Source organism: Rhizobium sp. ZW T2_16, assembly GCF_044987325.1.
Classification (GTDB): Bacteria; Pseudomonadota; Alphaproteobacteria; order Rhizobiales; family Rhizobiaceae; genus Neorhizobium; species Neorhizobium cellulosilyticum.
In genome coordinates this window covers 36,466-52,677 of sequence record NZ_JBJDRG010000009.1, presented here as the reverse complement: position 1 = coordinate 52,677, position 16,212 = coordinate 36,466, and the positions used below count along the sequence as shown (strand labels likewise).

At 59.7% G+C, this 16,212-nt stretch carries 16 protein-coding genes; 11 read left to right on the top strand and 5 right to left on the bottom strand.

The features are described from left to right. Positions 1–18: 18 nt before the first annotated feature. The 4 genes from ACI3K0_RS20090 to ACI3K0_RS20075 all read right to left on the bottom strand — a co-directional run bounded on the left by ACI3K0_RS20090 (position 19) and on the right by ACI3K0_RS20075 (position 2,854). The gene (locus ACI3K0_RS20090) at positions 19–1,365 is read right to left on the bottom strand and encodes a cbb3-type cytochrome c oxidase subunit I (protein WP_404946077.1); all 1,347 of its coding nucleotides are present in this window, start codon (positions 1,363–1,365) and stop codon (positions 19–21) included. 28 nt (positions 1,366–1,393) lie between these two features. After that, positions 1,394–1,846, bottom strand: a complete 453-nt coding sequence (locus ACI3K0_RS20085; protein WP_148144240.1) for a cytochrome c — start codon at positions 1,844–1,846, stop codon at positions 1,394–1,396. Between the two features lie 160 nt (positions 1,847–2,006). Next, positions 2,007–2,258 carry a cytochrome C oxidase subunit IV family protein gene (locus ACI3K0_RS20080; RefSeq protein ID WP_404946076.1) on the bottom strand — a complete coding sequence of 84 codons (252 nt, stop codon included), beginning with the start codon at positions 2,256–2,258 and terminating at the stop codon, positions 2,007–2,009. A 26-nt stretch (positions 2,259–2,284) separates the two neighbouring features. Beyond that, complete coding sequence (locus ACI3K0_RS20075) at positions 2,285–2,854, bottom strand: cytochrome c oxidase subunit 3 (RefSeq protein WP_404946075.1); 570 nt, start codon at positions 2,852–2,854, stop codon at positions 2,285–2,287. A 105-nt stretch (positions 2,855–2,959) separates the two neighbouring features. Here ACI3K0_RS20075 and ACI3K0_RS20070 point away from each other — a divergent pair, with 105 nt between their 5' ends. From ACI3K0_RS20070 to ACI3K0_RS20030, 9 genes are all read left to right on the top strand, one after another. Further along, positions 2,960–3,115: a hypothetical protein gene (locus ACI3K0_RS20070; RefSeq protein WP_206827671.1), complete on the top strand. Its 156-nt coding sequence runs from the start codon at positions 2,960–2,962 to the stop codon at positions 3,113–3,115. 13 nt (positions 3,116–3,128) lie between these two features. Then, positions 3,129–3,605 carry a hemerythrin domain-containing protein gene (locus tag ACI3K0_RS20065; RefSeq protein WP_404946074.1) on the top strand — a complete coding sequence of 159 codons (477 nt, stop codon included), beginning with the start codon at positions 3,129–3,131 and terminating at the stop codon, positions 3,603–3,605. After that, positions 3,602–4,285: an NnrU family protein gene (locus ACI3K0_RS20060; RefSeq protein ID WP_404946073.1), complete on the top strand. Its 684-nt coding sequence runs from the start codon at positions 3,602–3,604 to the stop codon at positions 4,283–4,285. Before ACI3K0_RS20065 ends, ACI3K0_RS20060 begins: the two co-directional genes overlap by 4 nt. Positions 4,286–4,489: 204 nt before the next feature. Next, positions 4,490–6,766 carry a TonB-dependent receptor family protein gene (locus ACI3K0_RS20055; RefSeq protein WP_404946072.1) on the top strand — a complete coding sequence of 759 codons (2,277 nt, stop codon included), beginning with the start codon at positions 4,490–4,492 and terminating at the stop codon, positions 6,764–6,766. Between the two features lie 98 nt (positions 6,767–6,864). Continuing rightward, positions 6,865–7,884: an ABC transporter substrate-binding protein gene (locus tag ACI3K0_RS20050; protein ID WP_404946071.1), complete on the top strand. Its 1,020-nt coding sequence runs from the start codon at positions 6,865–6,867 to the stop codon at positions 7,882–7,884. 8 nt (positions 7,885–7,892) lie between these two features. Then, positions 7,893–8,702 (top strand): ABC transporter permease, encoded by an 810-nt coding sequence (locus ACI3K0_RS20045; RefSeq protein WP_148144246.1) that lies wholly within the window; start codon positions 7,893–7,895, stop codon positions 8,700–8,702. Then, entirely contained in the window at positions 8,699–9,445 is a 747-nt protein-coding gene (locus ACI3K0_RS20040) for an ABC transporter ATP-binding protein (RefSeq protein ID WP_148144247.1), read from the top strand. The genes ACI3K0_RS20045 and ACI3K0_RS20040 overlap by 4 nt, the downstream gene beginning before the upstream one ends. Positions 9,446–9,450: 5 nt before the next feature. Further along, the gene (locus tag ACI3K0_RS20035; protein ID WP_404946070.1) at positions 9,451–10,662 is read left to right on the top strand and encodes an NnrS family protein; all 1,212 of its coding nucleotides are present in this window, start codon (positions 9,451–9,453) and stop codon (positions 10,660–10,662) included. A 2-nt stretch (positions 10,663–10,664) separates the two neighbouring features. After that, positions 10,665–11,852, top strand: a complete 1,188-nt coding sequence (locus ACI3K0_RS20030) for an NnrS family protein (RefSeq protein ID WP_404946069.1) — start codon at positions 10,665–10,667, stop codon at positions 11,850–11,852. Positions 11,853–11,935: 83 nt separating this feature from the next. Here ACI3K0_RS20030 and ACI3K0_RS20025 read toward each other — a convergent pair whose 3' ends face one another. Then, positions 11,936–12,979: a LacI family DNA-binding transcriptional regulator gene (locus ACI3K0_RS20025; RefSeq protein WP_206827679.1), complete on the bottom strand. Its 1,044-nt coding sequence runs from the start codon at positions 12,977–12,979 to the stop codon at positions 11,936–11,938. A gap of 275 nt (positions 12,980–13,254) precedes the next feature. On the opposite strand from ACI3K0_RS20025, the gene ACI3K0_RS20020 reads away from it, so the two are divergent. After that, the gene (locus tag ACI3K0_RS20020) at positions 13,255–14,436 is read left to right on the top strand and encodes a glycoside hydrolase family 88 protein (RefSeq protein WP_148144251.1); all 1,182 of its coding nucleotides are present in this window, start codon (positions 13,255–13,257) and stop codon (positions 14,434–14,436) included. A gap of 8 nt (positions 14,437–14,444) precedes the next feature. Next, on the top strand, positions 14,445–16,190 hold the full coding sequence (locus ACI3K0_RS20015) for a DUF2264 domain-containing protein (protein ID WP_404946068.1): 1,746 nt from the start codon (positions 14,445–14,447) through the stop codon (positions 16,188–16,190). The last annotated feature ends 22 nt before the right edge of the window (positions 16,191–16,212 follow it).

Sequence of the window (16,212 nt, the reverse complement as noted above, 5' to 3'; positions counted from 1 at the left end):
CGCGAGCCGGGAAGTCACTCATTCGGCCGGCTCAGCGATGCCGCTAATCGCCGGGACGCGATCCTTGCCGGGTACAAGAGTGGCCCAGACAAACATCAGTGCCGAGATGAGGACGAAGACGCCGGAGCCCAGGCGGACCCAGTAGAAAAGCGCCAACTGGTCCTGCACGTCCATGTAGCCTTCGCCCAGCACGCGCTGCAGATGAACTTGCAGGACACCCGCAAAGGTGAGCGCGAAGGTCATCACCGACATGGCCGTGCACATCATCCAGAAAGACACCATGGACAGCCACTGGTTATAGGGCTTGCGGCCACGGATTTCCGGAACGGCATAGGCCATGATGGCAAGGTTGAGCATGACATAGGCACCGAAGAAGGCGAGATGGCCATGTGCTGCAGTCACCTGTGTGCCGTGGGTATAATAGTTCACCGAGGACAGTGTGTGCAGGAAACCCCAGACGCCGGCACCGAAGAATGCCATGACCGAGCAACCGATCGACCATAGAAGAGCGGCGCGGTTCGGATGCTTGCGTCCGGCCTTCCATGTCATCACGAAGGTGAAGATGACCATGGTGAAGAAGGGTGCGACTTCGAGCGTCGAAAACAGCGAACCGATCCACTGCCAGTAGCCCGGGGCGCCGATCCAGTAATAGTGGTGGCCGGTGCCGAGAATGCCGGAAAACAGCGCCAGGCCGACTATGACATAGAGCCACTTCTCGACCACTTCGCGGTCGATCCCGTTGAGCTTGATCATCAGGAAGGCCAGGACCGAGGCCATGATCAGCTCCCACACGCCTTCGACCCACAGGTGGACGACATACCACCAGTACATCTTGTCGAGCGCGAGGTTGGCCGGATTGTAGAAGGAAAACAGGAAGAAGATCGCGATGCCCCAGAGACCGAAGATCAGGATATTGGTGACGACGGTCTTGCGGCCCTTCAGCGATGTCATGGTGACATTGAAGAGGAACATCAGGCAGACGATGACGATGCCGACCTTGATGGCAAAGGGCTGTTCGAGGAATTCGCGTCCCTCATGGATCTTGAACATGTAGCCCACGACGGCAACGGCCGCGGCGATGAGAAAGATCCAGAACTGCGCGATTGCCAGCTTTGGGCTATAGAGTTCGGTTTCCGCCTCTTCGGGAAGCAGATAGTAGGTTGCCCCCATGAAACCGATCAGCAGCCAGACGATCAGCGCATTGGTATGGATCATCCTGACGATGTTGAACGGCAGAAGTTCGGAAAGAGTGTTTGGCATGACATAGATCGTGCCGGCCAGAACGCCGAACAGCACCTGCGCCAGGAAGAGGCCGATCGCGCCGTAGAAATACAGCATCGCGACCTTTTGAGTTTGGTATTTCATCGCATGTTTCTCCTTGGGTCCGAGCTCATCAACCGGCGTCGTTCGGCGGCCATTTCTGGGTGTTGATCTTGCTCGTCCATTCGAGGAAGTCGGCGAGGTCGTTCAGTTCCTGTTCGGTCAGGTTGAACTGCGGCATCTGGCGCCGCCCCTCGATGCCCGAGGGCTGCGCCGCCATCCAGGCCTTCAGGCTGTCGCGGGCGCTTTCCGGGTCGTCCTTGCCGCCATAACGAACCCAGACATTGCCCAGCTCGGGCGCGAAATAGGCCCCTTCCCCCAACAAGGTGTGACAGTTGATGCAGGCGTTTCTTTCCCAGACATGCTTGCCGCGGGCAACGCTGTCGGTGAGCGCCGTTTCATCCGTCGAGGTCGTGCGGATGTACCAGTGACTATGGGCTGTCAGCCCCACGAAAATCGCGAAGAAGAATATGGACCCGCCGTAAAAGACGTTGCGGGCTCCGGTCTTGGTGAGGCGTTCTGCCATACCTTACGTCCTCTCATCTGACGCAGTCAGTGACCACGGCTCGAAATCCCCCGCCATGTTACGGCCGGACGATCACCTCGCCGGCCATGCGGGACGTCCTCTTTCTATTGTTCAGGGAAAAGCCTTCTTTGTGCATTGGCAAAGAAGGGAGCGGTTTGGCTTAGGTGAGATATGAAACTAGAAGCGGCCGCGCCAGGGCCACAAGAAGCAACAGGGCGCACCATGCCAACAGTGAGAGTGCCATGCCACGCTGGCCATGACGCAGTTCCATGAAGTCGAGAATGACGAACCGCGCCTTGACGAAAGCGATCAACAGCACGGTACCGATGGCGATCGGGTTTCCGTCAGAGAGAGCCGCGATCGTGGCACCACCGAAAGCCAGAATAAGAACGAGAATGAATGTCCCAAGCATTGGGAAACGGGTGTCATGCATATCGTTCAAACCAGATAGATGATCGGGAACATTACCAGCCAGACAAGATCGATCGCGTGCCAGAGTGTGGCGATGAGAAGGATATTGCCCCGCGCCGGTCGCCACGCGACGAGAAGCAGGACGAAGCTGCCGAAGACGACATGGAGAAGATGAAACCCGGTAATGAGAAAATAAAGCTGGAAAAAATAGGAGAAGGTCGCATCGAAAGAATAACGGAACTCGGCGGCGTATTCGATACATTTGATCACGACGAACAGAAACCCGAAGGCCGCGGCCAGGCAAAGTGGAATCCGCGCTGTTGAAGGCGACGCCCGCCGCCGTGCCGCAATCGCGGCCTGCCAGCCGCTGGTTAAAAGCACGAGAGTGTTTGCCGCCGCAAGGCCGGGGTTTAGGTGAATGCGGGCGACCGCAAAGTCGTCTGCGTGTATGCCTGACATGATGAGAAATGCCGTGAGCAGAATGCCGAAGGCGACAAGTTCACTCCAGACCAGAATCCAGAGGAGCAGCACATCTTCATCGACAGCCGCTTCATTGGACGTCTGATGCAGCGCGCCACCTGATATCTCGTTTTGCATGGTCATGCCCGACGATAGGCGTCGCGAAAATGTCCTTCTTTGCGCTTCGGCAAAGAGAATTGCGCATCACCAAGGCATGGTGGGAGCATCGAAAGGAATTCTATCATGACGGATGCACAGGTCGGCCTCCTCGTCGCCACACCCATCATCATCGGCTTCGCGCTCACCCTGCAGCGCATGGGTGTGCTTCAGCGCACCGGCACGCTTTCGGCAGTTGCAGCCTCGGTCATCATCGCCGGCATTCTGTTCCTGCAACAATAAGGGAAGAAGCGTCATGACAGTCTCAGTCACTGCACTGAACGCACCGGATATTCGCCGGCTCGAAACCAATCACCAGCAGCTCCTCAGTCTGAGTCTTCAGCTCGAGCAGGCTATGGAAGAGATTGGAACCGATCCGAAATACGTCGATCTGCAACGCCTTTCCAATTCCATATTCCTGCTGCTCAGGGAAGCGCATGATCTGGAGGAGCGGGTTCTATTTCCCGGCTTTGACCATCGCGCAGGTTCGTGTTTTTCGGTCATGATTATCGAACATTTGAAGGCCGAGCACCGTTACGACAGACTGGCGGGAGAAGAGTTGCGGCTGACCCTCACGGCGCTTTCCGAAGGCCGGTGCGCCCTTCACCTCGACACGATAGCAAGAATGCTACGTAGCTTCCTGGAGTGCCTGCGCCGCCACGTCTCCACCGAGAAACTGATGATGGAAGCCCTGTTGGCCGCGGAGGCGGAAGAGCGGGAGATTTTCGCTTGAGCCAGCTTTATCTCGCCCTGATCGCATTCATATTGTTGCATTCGGTACCGGCACTCCCACCGGTTCGTAACGGCGCAATCGCTATTTTCGGCCGGAAAACCTATCTCCTGATCTATTCGGTCGTCTCGACTCTGCTGCTCGTCTGGGTGTTCCATGCCGCTTTGAATACGCCCTATGTGGAACTCTGGGAGCCATCAGGCAGCCATGCGACAGCAGCACTGGTGCTCGCTCCGATTGGCATATTTCTCGTCCTTGCCGGCCTGTTCACACCCAACCCCGCCTCGATAACCTTCCGGCACGGTGATCGACCGGGCGCCCTTGTCGCGGTCACGCGCCATCCGGTTCTGTGGGGTTTCCTCTTCTGGTCTGGTGGTCACGTGATTGCGAATGGCGACCTGCGGTCTCTCATCCTCTTTGGCGGACTTGGCCTATTTTCCGCAGCCGGTTTCCTGATGCTGGACAGGCGCGCGAAGCGTCGGCTTGGCCAGGGCTGGAGCACATTTTGCGCGGACCATCCGCTGCTGCCTCTGGCCACATTCGCGACCGGCAGAAAAAGGATCAAGGTCGATGCCCCGATGGCGCTTGCATTTGCACTGACAGCGGCAATGACCCTCTGGCTTCTCCTCGGCGGCCATGCCCTTTTGTTCGGCGCCGATCCGCTGAGTATGGCTACCATATAGAACGTCCTGACGAAGGTCGGTTTGTCAGCCTTGTTTGCGCTCCGACAAAGAAGCCGGACCGGCGCTCAATTAACGCTGGCTACATGACATTTGCGCCTGTGCTCCTTCCCCAAGAATTCCCCTCGCTCTGTCCGTAGCCACCTCGCGGCGCCTGATGGCGCACGGGCGTGGCATCCAAAACATGCAGTCCGGGGGCCTTTCATCATGTCCATTACACAAGAGCGCGTCGTCCAGACACCGCTCATGCGAAACGCTGGCGTCAAGCGTTTCGCAAGCCATACGCTCATTCTCCTTATTACCTCCACCTCGCTCAGCCAGACAGCGCTGGCGCAATCCGCGGTGCCAGGTTCGTCAACCGCACTTGAGCCGATCGTTCTGGAATCCGGGCAGAAAACGACTACCGGCTGGTCCAATGGCGTGATGGACAGGATGGCCGGCGGCGTCACGCTGGTTCAGGCCGACAGCTGGCAAGGTGTGATTGCGCCGACCCTGTCGGATGTTTTGGCTGGAGTTCCGGGCGTCGTGGTGCAGGATTTCTTCTGCGCCAACGACCAGCCGCGCATCCAGATCCGCGGCTCCGGCCTGCAGCAGAACCCGGTCGAGCGCGGCATCCTGATGCTGCATGACGGCCTGCCGATCAACCGCGCCGACGGCTCCTATATTGTCGGGCTTGCCAATCCCTCGACCGCGCAGGGCGTGGAAGTCTATCGTGGCTACATGGCGAACCGGCTCGGTGCCACCGTGCTCGGCGGCGCCATGAACTTCATGTCACCACCGATCACCGGCGCGCCCGGCGTCGAGATTAGCACCGGCGGCGGAAGCTTCGGCCAGGTCGGCGGCACGGCGCGCGCCAATTTCGGCGATGAAAGCCTCGGCGCCTCGATCTATGCCGATGCGACACGACGAGACGGCTTTCGTGACTACAATTCGTCCGAGCGCGTGAGTTTCGGCGGCAGCTTCGTCGCCGAGCTTTCCGACGTCGTGACCACCCGCGTGTTCTTCGATTACACCGATCTCGGTTTTGACGTCGCCGGCCCGATCAACAAGGCGGCGCTCGACAGCGATCCGAGCCAGGTTTCGGCAGGCCCGGTCATCGTCGGTGGTGTCGCCACCAATCCCGGCCCCAATGTGCTGCGCGACAAGCCGCGCCGGGATGCAACGCAGGTGATGCTCGGTTCCCGTACCACGATCGATCTCGGCGAACACCGCATCGATCTCGGCCTCGGTTACACCCATACCGACGACAGCTTCCGTTTTCCGGTTTCCGCCGGCATTCGCGAAACGGTTGGCGGCGACCTGACGGGCATGGCCCGCTACAGCTATGCACCGGACGGATTTGGCGATCTGCCTTTGTTCGAAACCTCGGCGCTCTATACGATCGGCTCGGCGGACCGCCGTTATTACCTCAATGAATCCGGTACACGCGGCAGCCTGTTCGGTGAAAACGACCTCGACGCCTCGAGCCTGTCGCTGCATGCCGGTTTCAACATTCCGGTCGCCGACGGCTGGACAGTTTCGCCTGCCATTTCATACGCGCATGCCTCGCGGCGCAATAGCGATACCTATTCGTCGGCAACGCGTCCGACGATCGCCTACAATCCGATGAACCCGACGGTACGCCTGCCGAACGGCGCCATAACTGCGACTGATACCAGCTATGATCGCAGCTATACGGCCTGGAGCCCCAGCCTCGGTGTGACTTTCGAACCGTCCGCCGATCACATCTTCTTTGCCGCCATAAGCCGCAGCTTCGAACCACCGACCCATGACGATCTGCTGGCGACCATCAACGGTACCCCGAACAGCAGCCCCGGACGCCCGGCACCTGCGAACCCGTCTCTGCCCTCCAACGCCTTCATCACGCCCGCTCTAGAAGCTCAGACGGCAACGACACTCGAAGGAGGCTGGCGCGGCCAGACCGGTAGAGTCGGTTGGGACCTCACCACTTATTATTCCTGGATCGACAATGAGCTTCTGAGCCTGCGCGATGCGACCGGCGCACCCATTGGCGCCATCAATGCTGATCGAACCCGCCATTTCGGCATCGAGATCGGCCTATCCACTGATCTCACCGACCGTCTGACCGGACGGATTGCCTACACGTTCCAGGATTTCCGCTTCGTCGACGATCCGTTGCGCGGCGACAACTATCTTGCCGGCGCACCGCGCCACATCGTCAACCTGGCGCTCGCTTATCAGGCGACCGACGACTGGACGATTTCCACCAGCCTGAAATGGGTGCCGGACGAGACGCCGGTCGACAACATGAACACGTTATGGGCTGATCCTTACGCCGTGATCGATCTGAAGACCGAATACCGCATCAACGACAAACTCTCGATCTTCGGCGAGATCACCAATCTGTTCGACGAAAAATACGCTTCCTCGACGCTGGTGGTCGATCAGGCGACCGCGGGACAGGCCGCCTACATTCCGGGCGACGGTCGCGGCTTTTATGCCGGTCTCAGGAGCCGCTTCTGAAAATCCGCCCCTGTTGTCGCGCCGTTTCTTGCGCTTACGCAAAGAGCCGGCGTGATGACCGGATAAGATCCTTATCGCCCCCTTGGAAAGAATCCGTCGTGAACCTTTTTGCAAAACCCGAGAAGAATTCCAGCACCTTGAACGGCATCGACCGCCGCTCCCTGCTAAGGACGGCCGCAACTGCAGCGCTTGCGCTTCCGTTCGTCAGCCGCGTCAATGCCGCCACACTCGATGAACTCGTGCTTTACGGACCTCCGGCCGGCCCTTCGATCACGCTTGCCTATGCCGTTGGCGCCGGCCTGCTGCGCGATGTCGCCGAGCGGGTTCGTTTCCGCATCTGGCGCACGCCGGACGAAATGCGCGCAGGCCTTACCTCCGGCACCATGCAGGCCGTGGTCATGCCGGTGACGGCAGCGGCAAACCTCAGCAACCGTGGCTTCGGCGTCAAGCTCGCCAATGTGATGACCAATGGCCTTCTCTATGTAATCTCGACTAACCCCGAAATTCGCAGCATTGCCGACCTGTCCGGCAGAGAAATCACCGTGCCCTTCCCCAACGATACGCCGGCACTGGTATTCGACGCCGTGCTGGCGCATCACGGTCTGGCTGACAAGGTGAAGGTCAGCCGTTCCGGCTCCCCGATCGAGGCGATCCAGCTGCTTCTTTCCGGCCGGATCGAAACGGCACTGGTGCCAGAACCGGCCGCGACCGCGGCGATGATCAAGGCCTCGAGTACGAGCAAGACCGTCCATCGCGCAATAGACATGCAAAAGGAATGGGGCGCAGTGACAGGGCTTGCGGCCATCATGCCGCAGGCGGGACTGGCATTGGCGCCTGCCTTCCTGCGCGACTACCCGGAGAGGATCGCCCCCCTTCTCGCCGGTCTCGAAAAAGCGACAGCAGAGGTCGTTGCCAACCCGGCAGCCGCGGCTGGCCACGCCGCTTCGGCGCTGGAACTGCCCTGGCCGGTCATCGAAAAATCCGTGCCTTTCTCCAATCTCGTCGCAACGCCCGCAGCTAGGGCTCGCCCCGAGATCGAGGCGCTGCTTGAAGCTATCGCGAAGACCAACGCACCAATGATCGGCGGAAAACTACCCGACGACACGCTGTATCTGTGAGCCCAACCATGCCCTCACTTTCCGAGCGCGCCTCAAGAACGGGACAATTTCTCTGGTCCGGCTGGTCCGGCCTTGCGGGATTGAGCGTCTTTGCAGCCTTCTGGCAGGTGGCGCATGAAGCCTATGGCAGCTTCATCCTGCCCTCGCCGCTGGAAACGCTTGCCGCCGCGTGGGCCCTTCTGGGCGAGGCTTCCGCCTGGCAGCTTTTGCTCACCACCTCGTCACGCGCACTCTCGGGCTTCGCGCTTGCCGGTGTGATCGGCACCATGACCGGATGCCTTGCCGGGTTTCATCCGGCGATCCTGCGCCTCGTTCAACCGCAGATCACCCTGATGCTCGGCGTGCCGCCGATCGCCTGGATCGTGCTTCTGATGATCTGGTTCGGCACCGGTTCAGCGACGGTGACGACGACAGCTGCCGTCGCCTGCCTGCCAATCGTTTTTCTCGGTGCGGCGGAAGGTATCGCCAGCCGCGACAGGCTGCTTGACGACATGGCGCTCTCGCTCGGCATGGGGCGGGTTCGCAGACTTGTTCGCATCACCGTTCCGCAAATGCTGAACCGCCTCTTCCCGATCCTCGTCATGGCGCTCGGAACCGCTTTCAAGGCCGCCGTGATGGCCGAACTTCTCGCCAATGCCGGAGGGATCGGCGAAGCGCTTGCGGTCTCGCGTTCCAATCTCGACGTGGCGAACGCACTTGCCTGGATCCTGCTATCGGTAAGTGCACTGCTTGCCGTCGAATATGGGCTGATCCAGCCGACACGTTCCGAGCTGGAAGCATGGCGCCATGCCGCCCGGCCATGGGGTGTCAAGCGATGAGCGCCCTCACCCTCAACGACATCGGACACGCCTTTCTCGGCCGCACGGTTCTTGATCGGGTTACACTCGACATCGGCGAAGGCGAACTGGTGGCCCTGGTCGGGCCATCCGGTTGCGGCAAGAGCACGCTTCTGCATATCGCCGCCGGGCTTGTCGAACCGCGACATGGCCGCATCAACCGGACCTATGTACGACACGCAGTCGTGTTTCAGGAACCGAGGCTCCTGCCATGGGCCACGGCGCGCAAGAATATCGGCATGGCGCTTCCGGAAAGGCTCTCGGTTCGCGACCGTCACGATCGTATCCTCTCTGCAGCGGCAGCGGCCGCTCTTGAAGGCGAAGATCTCGACAAATATCCGGTCCAGCTTTCGGGCGGCATGAAGCAGCGAACCGCGATTGCCCGCGCGCTGGCAAGCGAAGCCGATTTTCTGTTTTTCGACGAGCCGTTTACCGCGCTTGACCCCGCGCTTCGCCGCCATATGCAGGATATCGTCATCGGCCATGTGGGCAGCGGCAAACGCGGCGGCCTCTTCATCACCCATGACATGGCAGAGGCCGTGCGGATCGCTCATCGGGTCGTCGCGCTGGACCGGCGCGGAAACGGAATATCAGGGAAGCGTCACATATCGCTCATGCCTGGAGAACGTGACGAGCGGATGGTTTTCGAGACCGTTCAGCACTTCATGAAGCAAGACCCGCTGTTTCGACATGTTGAGGAACTCGACGAACGGAGGGCGGGATGACGGTGATGCCCTTTGATACAACTTCGGGATGGCGCAATATCCTGCGGGCCGCGACCGCCGAAGGGCTGCGGTTGTTCTTCCCGATTGCCGCTTTGCACACAGCTCTCTGGCCACTGCTTTGGGTCGCAGGCTGGCAACTCGGCCTGCCCTTCGCTCACAACACCCTGCCGGCCCACTGGCATGCCCAGGAAATGCTGATTGGATCGTTCGGAGCCGCATTGCTCGGGTTTCTCACCTCGGCTTTGCCGGAATGGACGGATACGAAGGGATTTTCGGGAAGGCCACTGCTCATCCTCGCAGGTCTGTGGACTTCAGCCCGGCTCATCGGCCTGTTCGGCATTGACGCCGCAATCCTTCTCGGCGGCATTTTTGATCAGATATGGCTGGTTTTCCTTGTTGGTTACGCTGCCTGTCTGGGTTGGAAAAAACGGACGATGGCGCTGACCGGCTTCGTCCTGCTGCTCGCGACATTGGCAATCGCCGCCGGCCTACTGCGTTTTTCCATGCTGACGGATGCCTATGATCTGGCCGAGCGCGCTATAAGGCTCATGCAATATACCTTTCTCGGTCTTCTCGGTCTGGCGCTGGCCCGCATCAGCGTGCCGATTACCAACCGCGTTCTCGATCCAAGTGAGGAAACCTCGCCGTACCGGCCGCATCCGGGCCGGATCAATCTCGCGCCGGGGCTTGCAGGACTGCTGATCGCCGCCGAGTTTTCGGGGTTTTCCGATGCTGTTTGCGGTTACCTGGTACTGGCGACGGGCGCTGCCTTTCTCGACCGCGTCGCCGAAGGTTTTATCGGTCGGGAAGGCTGGACGTTCGAGGTCGCAGGCCTCTGGCTGTCCAGCCTGCTTGCCGGCCTGGGCCTTCTCCTCATCGGCCTTGGCAGGATCGGCGTCGATATCCCGACGCTCGGGGGCCTGCACCTGATGCTGATGGGTGGTCTTGGCCTCGGTGTGCTGCAGGTCCTGTCGATCGCCGGTCTGTTGCATACCGGCCAGCCACTCGATTTTTCGCGCCTCACCCGCGCTGCCATTCTCTGCCTTCTAACTGCTGTGGCGCTGCGTGTCACACCGGAGTTCTGGCCATCTCTCATCCTGCCCGGTGGGCAATATGGCCCGTCTGCCCTCGCCTGGGCTGCCGCCTTCCTTCTCTGGCTTTACGCCTATATTCCCCTCTTGTGGTCAACCACCACAATCGACCAGGACAGATGTTGACCATGTCGAACACCTCCGCCCCGAAAATCCGTCTTTCAAACCTCGCGCTCGAAGGCTTTAGACCGTTCTTTCTGTTCGGCGCACTTTATGCTGCACTGTCGATCCTGCTCTGGGTGCCTTGGTATCTCGGTTTTCTGCATGTGCCGACGGCACTGTCGCCGATCGCATGGCACCAGCATGAACTTCTGTTCGGTTATGTGCCCGCGATTATCGCTGGCTTCCTACTGACAGCCATGCCGAACTGGACCAAACGCAAACGGTTGACCGGCACGCCGCTCGTTCTTCTGTTTGCCCTCTGGCTAGCGGGACGGTTAGCGACCTTCCTCTCGGAATATACCGGCCTCACCGCCGCAAGCGTCATCAACCTCGCCTTCCTGGTCGTGCTCGGCCTTTATGCGCTACGCGAAGTCGTGGCAGCCAGAAACAAACGTAATTACAAACTGGCGGCCGTGATCGGCCTGATCGCGGCAGCGCAGGCGCTTTTCCTTTATGAATTTTCCCGCTTCGCCCATGTCGATGTCGCGGGACGCCTTGCCATATCCGCCATCATCCTGATGATCGCTATCGTCGGCGGCCGCATCATTCCCACCTTTACCGGCAACTGGCTAAGAAAGAATAATCCCGGCCGCGAGCCGCCACCCTTCGGTCGTTTCGATCTTTTCGTAATGGTGATCTCGACCATAGCGCTTGCCACTTGGCCGCTGGCGTCGCACTGGGACGCTCTGGCAAAACCGGCTGCAATCCTGATGCTGCTCGCCGGTACTCTTCAACTGGTCCGACAGGCGCGCTGGTGTCCCGAACGCACGCTCTACGAACCGCTCGTCACCATTCTCCACGTCGCCTTCCTATTCGTGCCACTTGGCTTTGTCTTGACCGGCATCGCCCTGCTTGCCTATGATTCAAGCTTCGCCTCGGCCGGTATCCATGCCTGGACATCGGGGGCGATCGGCACCATGACGCTCGCGGTTATGACCCGCGCAACCCGTGGCCACTCCGGTCAGGCGCTGCATGCGCCGGCTTCGACGGTTTTCGTCATCTACCTGCCAATCGTTATCGCTGCCGCACTACGCATCGCTGCAGCGCTTGCGCCACAATACACGATGTTGCTTCTGCCGCTCGCCGGTCTGCTCTGGGTTCTAGCCTTCTGCGGCTACGCGATTTTCTATGGCAGTTACATACTGTCCAAATAGCGTCAATGCATGTCGCGGGTCCAATCGCTCCGAGATCAATGCCTATGAAGGCCATTGTTTCCCGAACAATCAATTAGCAACGACTAAATAGTGCCAACCGAAGCACGCGAGACAAGCGAGACGCCGATGCCGACCCGCCGCGCAACGCGATCCGGCATCGCAGCTCGCTCAAGCAGCAGATCGACCGCCGTGCGGCCGACTTCCTGTCTGTCGATGCGGATCGAGCTGAGCGGAGGCGTTGAGTGACTACTCACAGGCAGATCATCGAAGCCGATAACCGAGATGTCATTGGGGACCGAGAGACCGGCCGCGGTCGCAGCCTGTATGACGCCGAGCGCCAACATGTCTGCAGCACAGACAAAGCCGGTATAATCCAGCCTGCCGGCCGCCAGCCTTTCCTCGACGGCACGTCGCGCATCGAGGCTCATCAGAGCCCGGCTCTGTGTGTCAATAAGGTGGATTTCGGGATCGAAAGTGATTCCGAAATCCGAAAGCGCATCACGAAAGCCGTCGAGCCGGAGCGCAAATGACACGCGCCAGGGATGCGTCACATGCGCAATCTTGCGATGCCCCTGCTCCAGTAGATGCCGTGCCGCCAACCACCCGCCGAAGTGATAGTCGGGCGACACGCTCGGGATCCGCATCCGGCGGTCGGCACCGTTGACAATCACGGCAGGACAGCCAAGTTCGCTAATCGCATCCAGCATTTCCGGCGTATCGATGCCAAGCACGATGAGACTTTCGGGGCGCTGCCGTCCAAACCAGCTTTCCTGGGCTAGCAGTGCTGGAACTTCGACGGAAGGAAGCAGCTCTACATTGGTGGCAATGCCGCGCCTTTCGGCTTCCTTCAATATCGAGTCGAGGATCTCGCCGTAAAACTGACCGCTCACCACGAACCGGTCGAAGGTGATGATCGTCGTGGACGCCACGTTATATGCGGGTTCCGGTGGCAGCTGGCGCTTCTGGTATCCGAGCCGGCGTGCCGTCTCAATGATTTGCGCTGCAACGCTCGGACTTACGCCACCACGTCTATTGAGCGCCTTGGATACAGTGCCAACCGAAACGCCGGCTGCAGCTGCAACATCGTGAAGTGTCGCCGTTGAAAGATACGAGTCTGGATCGCTCATCATTCACTTTGTCTCTGCGGTTCTTAACGCCCGCGATCGGTTCCCCGACAGAATGTCTATCACGAAAATTTTCGGTATTAAAGCTGTGCGCCTTCTTCCGCGATTTTCGTAAATTTTCGCATTTAAATCAACACGCGAGATAGTTCTACATGATTGGCACGCCTAGCAATCGACAATTTGCGAAAGGATTTTTCGCTGCATGTGCGAAAAGTTTTCTTAATTGACAAAATTTTCGCACATGCCAAAGTCTTCGCATCTACAGCGAGGAAACCTGCATGCTCACCGCCACCCTTCCACACTCCGTCCAATCTCCTGCCAGGGCAAAACCAAATGGTCGCCAGGCGGTCCTGGAGCGGTGCGTCGAACGGGTGAAGTCGACATCGCGTATTTTCGGGCTGCGCAACCCTCAGATCGGCAGCGTGGAAAACGGCTGGCAGTATTGCAATCCGTTCGACTGGGTCATCAGCTTTTATGCCGGGCAGCTTTGGCTCGCTTATCAGTTCGGTGGCGAACCTGGATTGGCCAATCTCGCCCGAGCCCGTCAGTCTGACCTTAACCTGCTTTTGTCCAACCTCGCTGCGCAGGATCATGATCTCGGTTTCATCTTTTCACTGAACTGCGTGGCCGATTGGAAACTGACCGGATCGCAGACAGCGCGACAGATGGCCCTGCGCGCTGCAGAAGCGCTGCGCGCCCGCTTCAGACCCGCCGGCGGCTATATCCAGGCCTGGAACTCGCATGGTACGGAAAATACGACGCGCTCCACCTTCGTCGCTGGACGCATCATTGCCGACACGATGCAGAACCTTGCGCTGCTTTACTGGGCACATGCAGAAACCGGCGCGCCCGATTTCAAGATGATCGCCGACGCCCATGCGGAAACCACCCGCCGCAATCTGATCCGGGAAGACGGCACGTCCTTCCATACATTCGTTTTCGACGCCACGACCGGTGCGCCGCTACGCGGTGAAACCCATCAGGGTTATGCGCATGATTCTTGTTGGGCCCGTGGCCAGGCCTGGCTGGTGCATGGCTTTGCACAATCCTACGGCACGACGGGCAATCCCGAATATCTCGATGCGGCTCGGCTGGTCGCGGCCAAGGCAGAGGAGCTTATGGGCGATGACCAGGTGCCTCTCTGGGATTTGCGCCTTCCGGCCGATGAGCCGCAATATCTCGACAGTTCGGCAGGGGCCATTCTGTCGGCCGGGCTTTTCATCCTGGCGGATGTGACAAGCGGTGAAGAGAAAATCCGCTGGCGCGCCTTTGCCGATCGACTGCTCGATGGGCTGATCGAGACTTGCGACGTTACGCAAATTGAAGGGGCGCAGGGATTGCTCGATTATGGCGCCGCCCATGTACGGCGCGGCTCGGTGCGCAACATGCTGCCCTATGGCGACTATTATTTCATGGAAGCGCTCATGCGGTCGCTCGGCCATTCCCGTTTCTGCTGGTGAGACCGACGATGCGTCCTTCGCCACCAATCAATCCAGATGCCGCCATCGACCGGAATGCCGCCGCGCATCTCCTCTCACGGCTCGTCGGCAACCATCTCGGCGCGTTCACGCAAGGCAATGCCGGGCTCAAGCTCGGATCGACGGTTGCTGCCTATGATGAACGCGCCGCGCGCCTTGAGGGGCTTTCACGCCTGTTATGGGGTGTGATTCCAGCGCTCGCGGGCGGCTGTTCAGTGCCCGGAGTTGAGGCCATCGTCGAAGGTTTGGCCAACGGCTCCGACCCGGATCATCCTGCCTATTGGGGTGAAGCCGGCGACATGGATCAGCGGCTGGTCGAGATGGCAGCGCTTGCCGTGTTCCTGCGTGAACAACCCGAGCTCCTGAACAGACTGATGTCGCAGGCTTGCCGCGAAAACCTCTTCCGCTGGTTATCGCAAATTCAGCACGCCCGCATCAACCCAAGCAACTGGCGCTTCTTCAGAATTCTGGTGATCGATGCGCTTGCCAGCGTCGGCTGGCCGGTCGACAGGAAAGGCCTCGCCGAAGAGCTTGATTTCATCGACAGCCAATATGTCGGTGAAGGATGGTACAAGGACGGCGCTGAGGTGGGACGGTTCGACTACTACAATCCCTTCGCCTTCCATTTCTACGGGCTTCTCTATGCGCGCTGGCACGCGGTTGACGATCCCGAGCGGTCGGCGCGCTATATCGAGCGGGCGAGAACCTTTGCTCTCTCGTATCGCCACTGGTTTGCAGAAGATGGTGCGGCTATCGCCTATGGCCGCTCGATGACCTATCGCTTCGGAACCGCCGGTTTCTGGGGCCTCCTCGCCGAATTCGGCCATCCTGAACTGAGTGCAGGAAAGTTGCGTGGCCTCTGGTCGCGGGCGATGCGCTGGTGGCTTGGTCAGCCGATCTTCGACACGGAAGGACGCCTGACCGTAGGTTACGCCTACCCTAACCTGCTGATGAGCGAGTTCTACAACAGTGCGCAATCACCACTCTGGGCGTTGAAAGCCTTCGCTCCGCTGGCCCTTCCTGCCGACCATCCATTTTGGAGCACCGCGGAGGAGGCGGACACTCCGCCTGCTCTCCATGCAGTTGCCGTATCGCGCCAGATTACCTGGCGCTCCAACGGCGTTTCCTATCTGGTCGCGCCGCCGCCGAGACATCAAGAGATCCGGCATGTCGCCGATAAATACGCAAAATTTGCCTATTCCTCACATCACGGCTTCTGCGTGGAATCGCTGGATTGGATCTCAAGCGGCTTTGCCGGCGATAACCTGCTCGCGTTTAGTCGCGATGGCGTTACCTGGGCATTTCGCACTGAGATCGACGAAGCCGTTCTCGAAGACGGTGAACTGAAAGCGGTCTGGTCACCCTTTCCCGGTTGCCGCGTGACGACACGACAGCGACCGAGAGATGCAGGAGAGTTGCGCGAGAGTACGATCGAGGCAGATTTCCCGCTGCAGGTTCTTGCAACGGGCCATGCGGCAGATCTGTGGGTAGCGCCGCAGTCCTTGCAGCAGGTGATCGAAAGCGAAGGGTCTTCCGAGGAAAGGCCGGTAGCTGAAGGTTTGACGCTGTTCAGCGACCTGCGCGATCTCGATGGCAGGTTAAAGCGCCGCGTGCTGCCCTGTGCGCCGAACACCAATCTTGTCCACCCCCATTCCGCAGTGCCTGCCTTGCTCGGCTCCATACCCGTCGGCCGCAGTCTCATGCGCACATGCCTGACCGCCGGGAGGCGATCATAACAAGCTGAAGAGGAAATTTAGG

Coding starts and splice junctions, on each gene's coding strand:
- ACI3K0_RS20020 (WP_148144251.1), top strand. CDS start 13,255: ATGCTCACCGCCACCCTTCCACACTCCGTCCAATCTCCTGCCAGGGCA.
- ACI3K0_RS20045 (WP_148144246.1), top strand. CDS start 7,893: ATGCCCTCACTTTCCGAGCGCGCCTCAAGAACGGGACAATTTCTCTGG.
- ACI3K0_RS20055 (WP_404946072.1), top strand. CDS start 4,490: ATGTCCATTACACAAGAGCGCGTCGTCCAGACACCGCTCATGCGAAAC.
- ACI3K0_RS20080 (WP_404946076.1), bottom strand. CDS start 2,258: ATGCTTGGGACATTCATTCTCGTTCTTATTCTGGCTTTCGGTGGTGCC.
- ACI3K0_RS20090 (WP_404946077.1), bottom strand. CDS start 1,365: ATGAAATACCAAACTCAAAAGGTCGCGATGCTGTATTTCTACGGCGCG.
- ACI3K0_RS20065 (WP_404946074.1), top strand. CDS start 3,129: ATGACAGTCTCAGTCACTGCACTGAACGCACCGGATATTCGCCGGCTC.
- ACI3K0_RS20015 (WP_404946068.1), top strand. CDS start 14,445: ATGCGTCCTTCGCCACCAATCAATCCAGATGCCGCCATCGACCGGAAT.
- ACI3K0_RS20030 (WP_404946069.1), top strand. CDS start 10,665: ATGTCGAACACCTCCGCCCCGAAAATCCGTCTTTCAAACCTCGCGCTC.
- ACI3K0_RS20070 (WP_206827671.1), top strand. CDS start 2,960: ATGACGGATGCACAGGTCGGCCTCCTCGTCGCCACACCCATCATCATC.
- ACI3K0_RS20035 (WP_404946070.1), top strand. CDS start 9,451: ATGCCCTTTGATACAACTTCGGGATGGCGCAATATCCTGCGGGCCGCG.
- ACI3K0_RS20025 (WP_206827679.1), bottom strand. CDS start 12,979: ATGAGCGATCCAGACTCGTATCTTTCAACGGCGACACTTCACGATGTT.
- ACI3K0_RS20085 (WP_148144240.1), bottom strand. CDS start 1,846: ATGGCAGAACGCCTCACCAAGACCGGAGCCCGCAACGTCTTTTACGGC.
- ACI3K0_RS20040 (WP_148144247.1), top strand. CDS start 8,699: ATGAGCGCCCTCACCCTCAACGACATCGGACACGCCTTTCTCGGCCGC.
- ACI3K0_RS20075 (WP_404946075.1), bottom strand. CDS start 2,854: ATGCAAAACGAGATATCAGGTGGCGCGCTGCATCAGACGTCCAATGAA.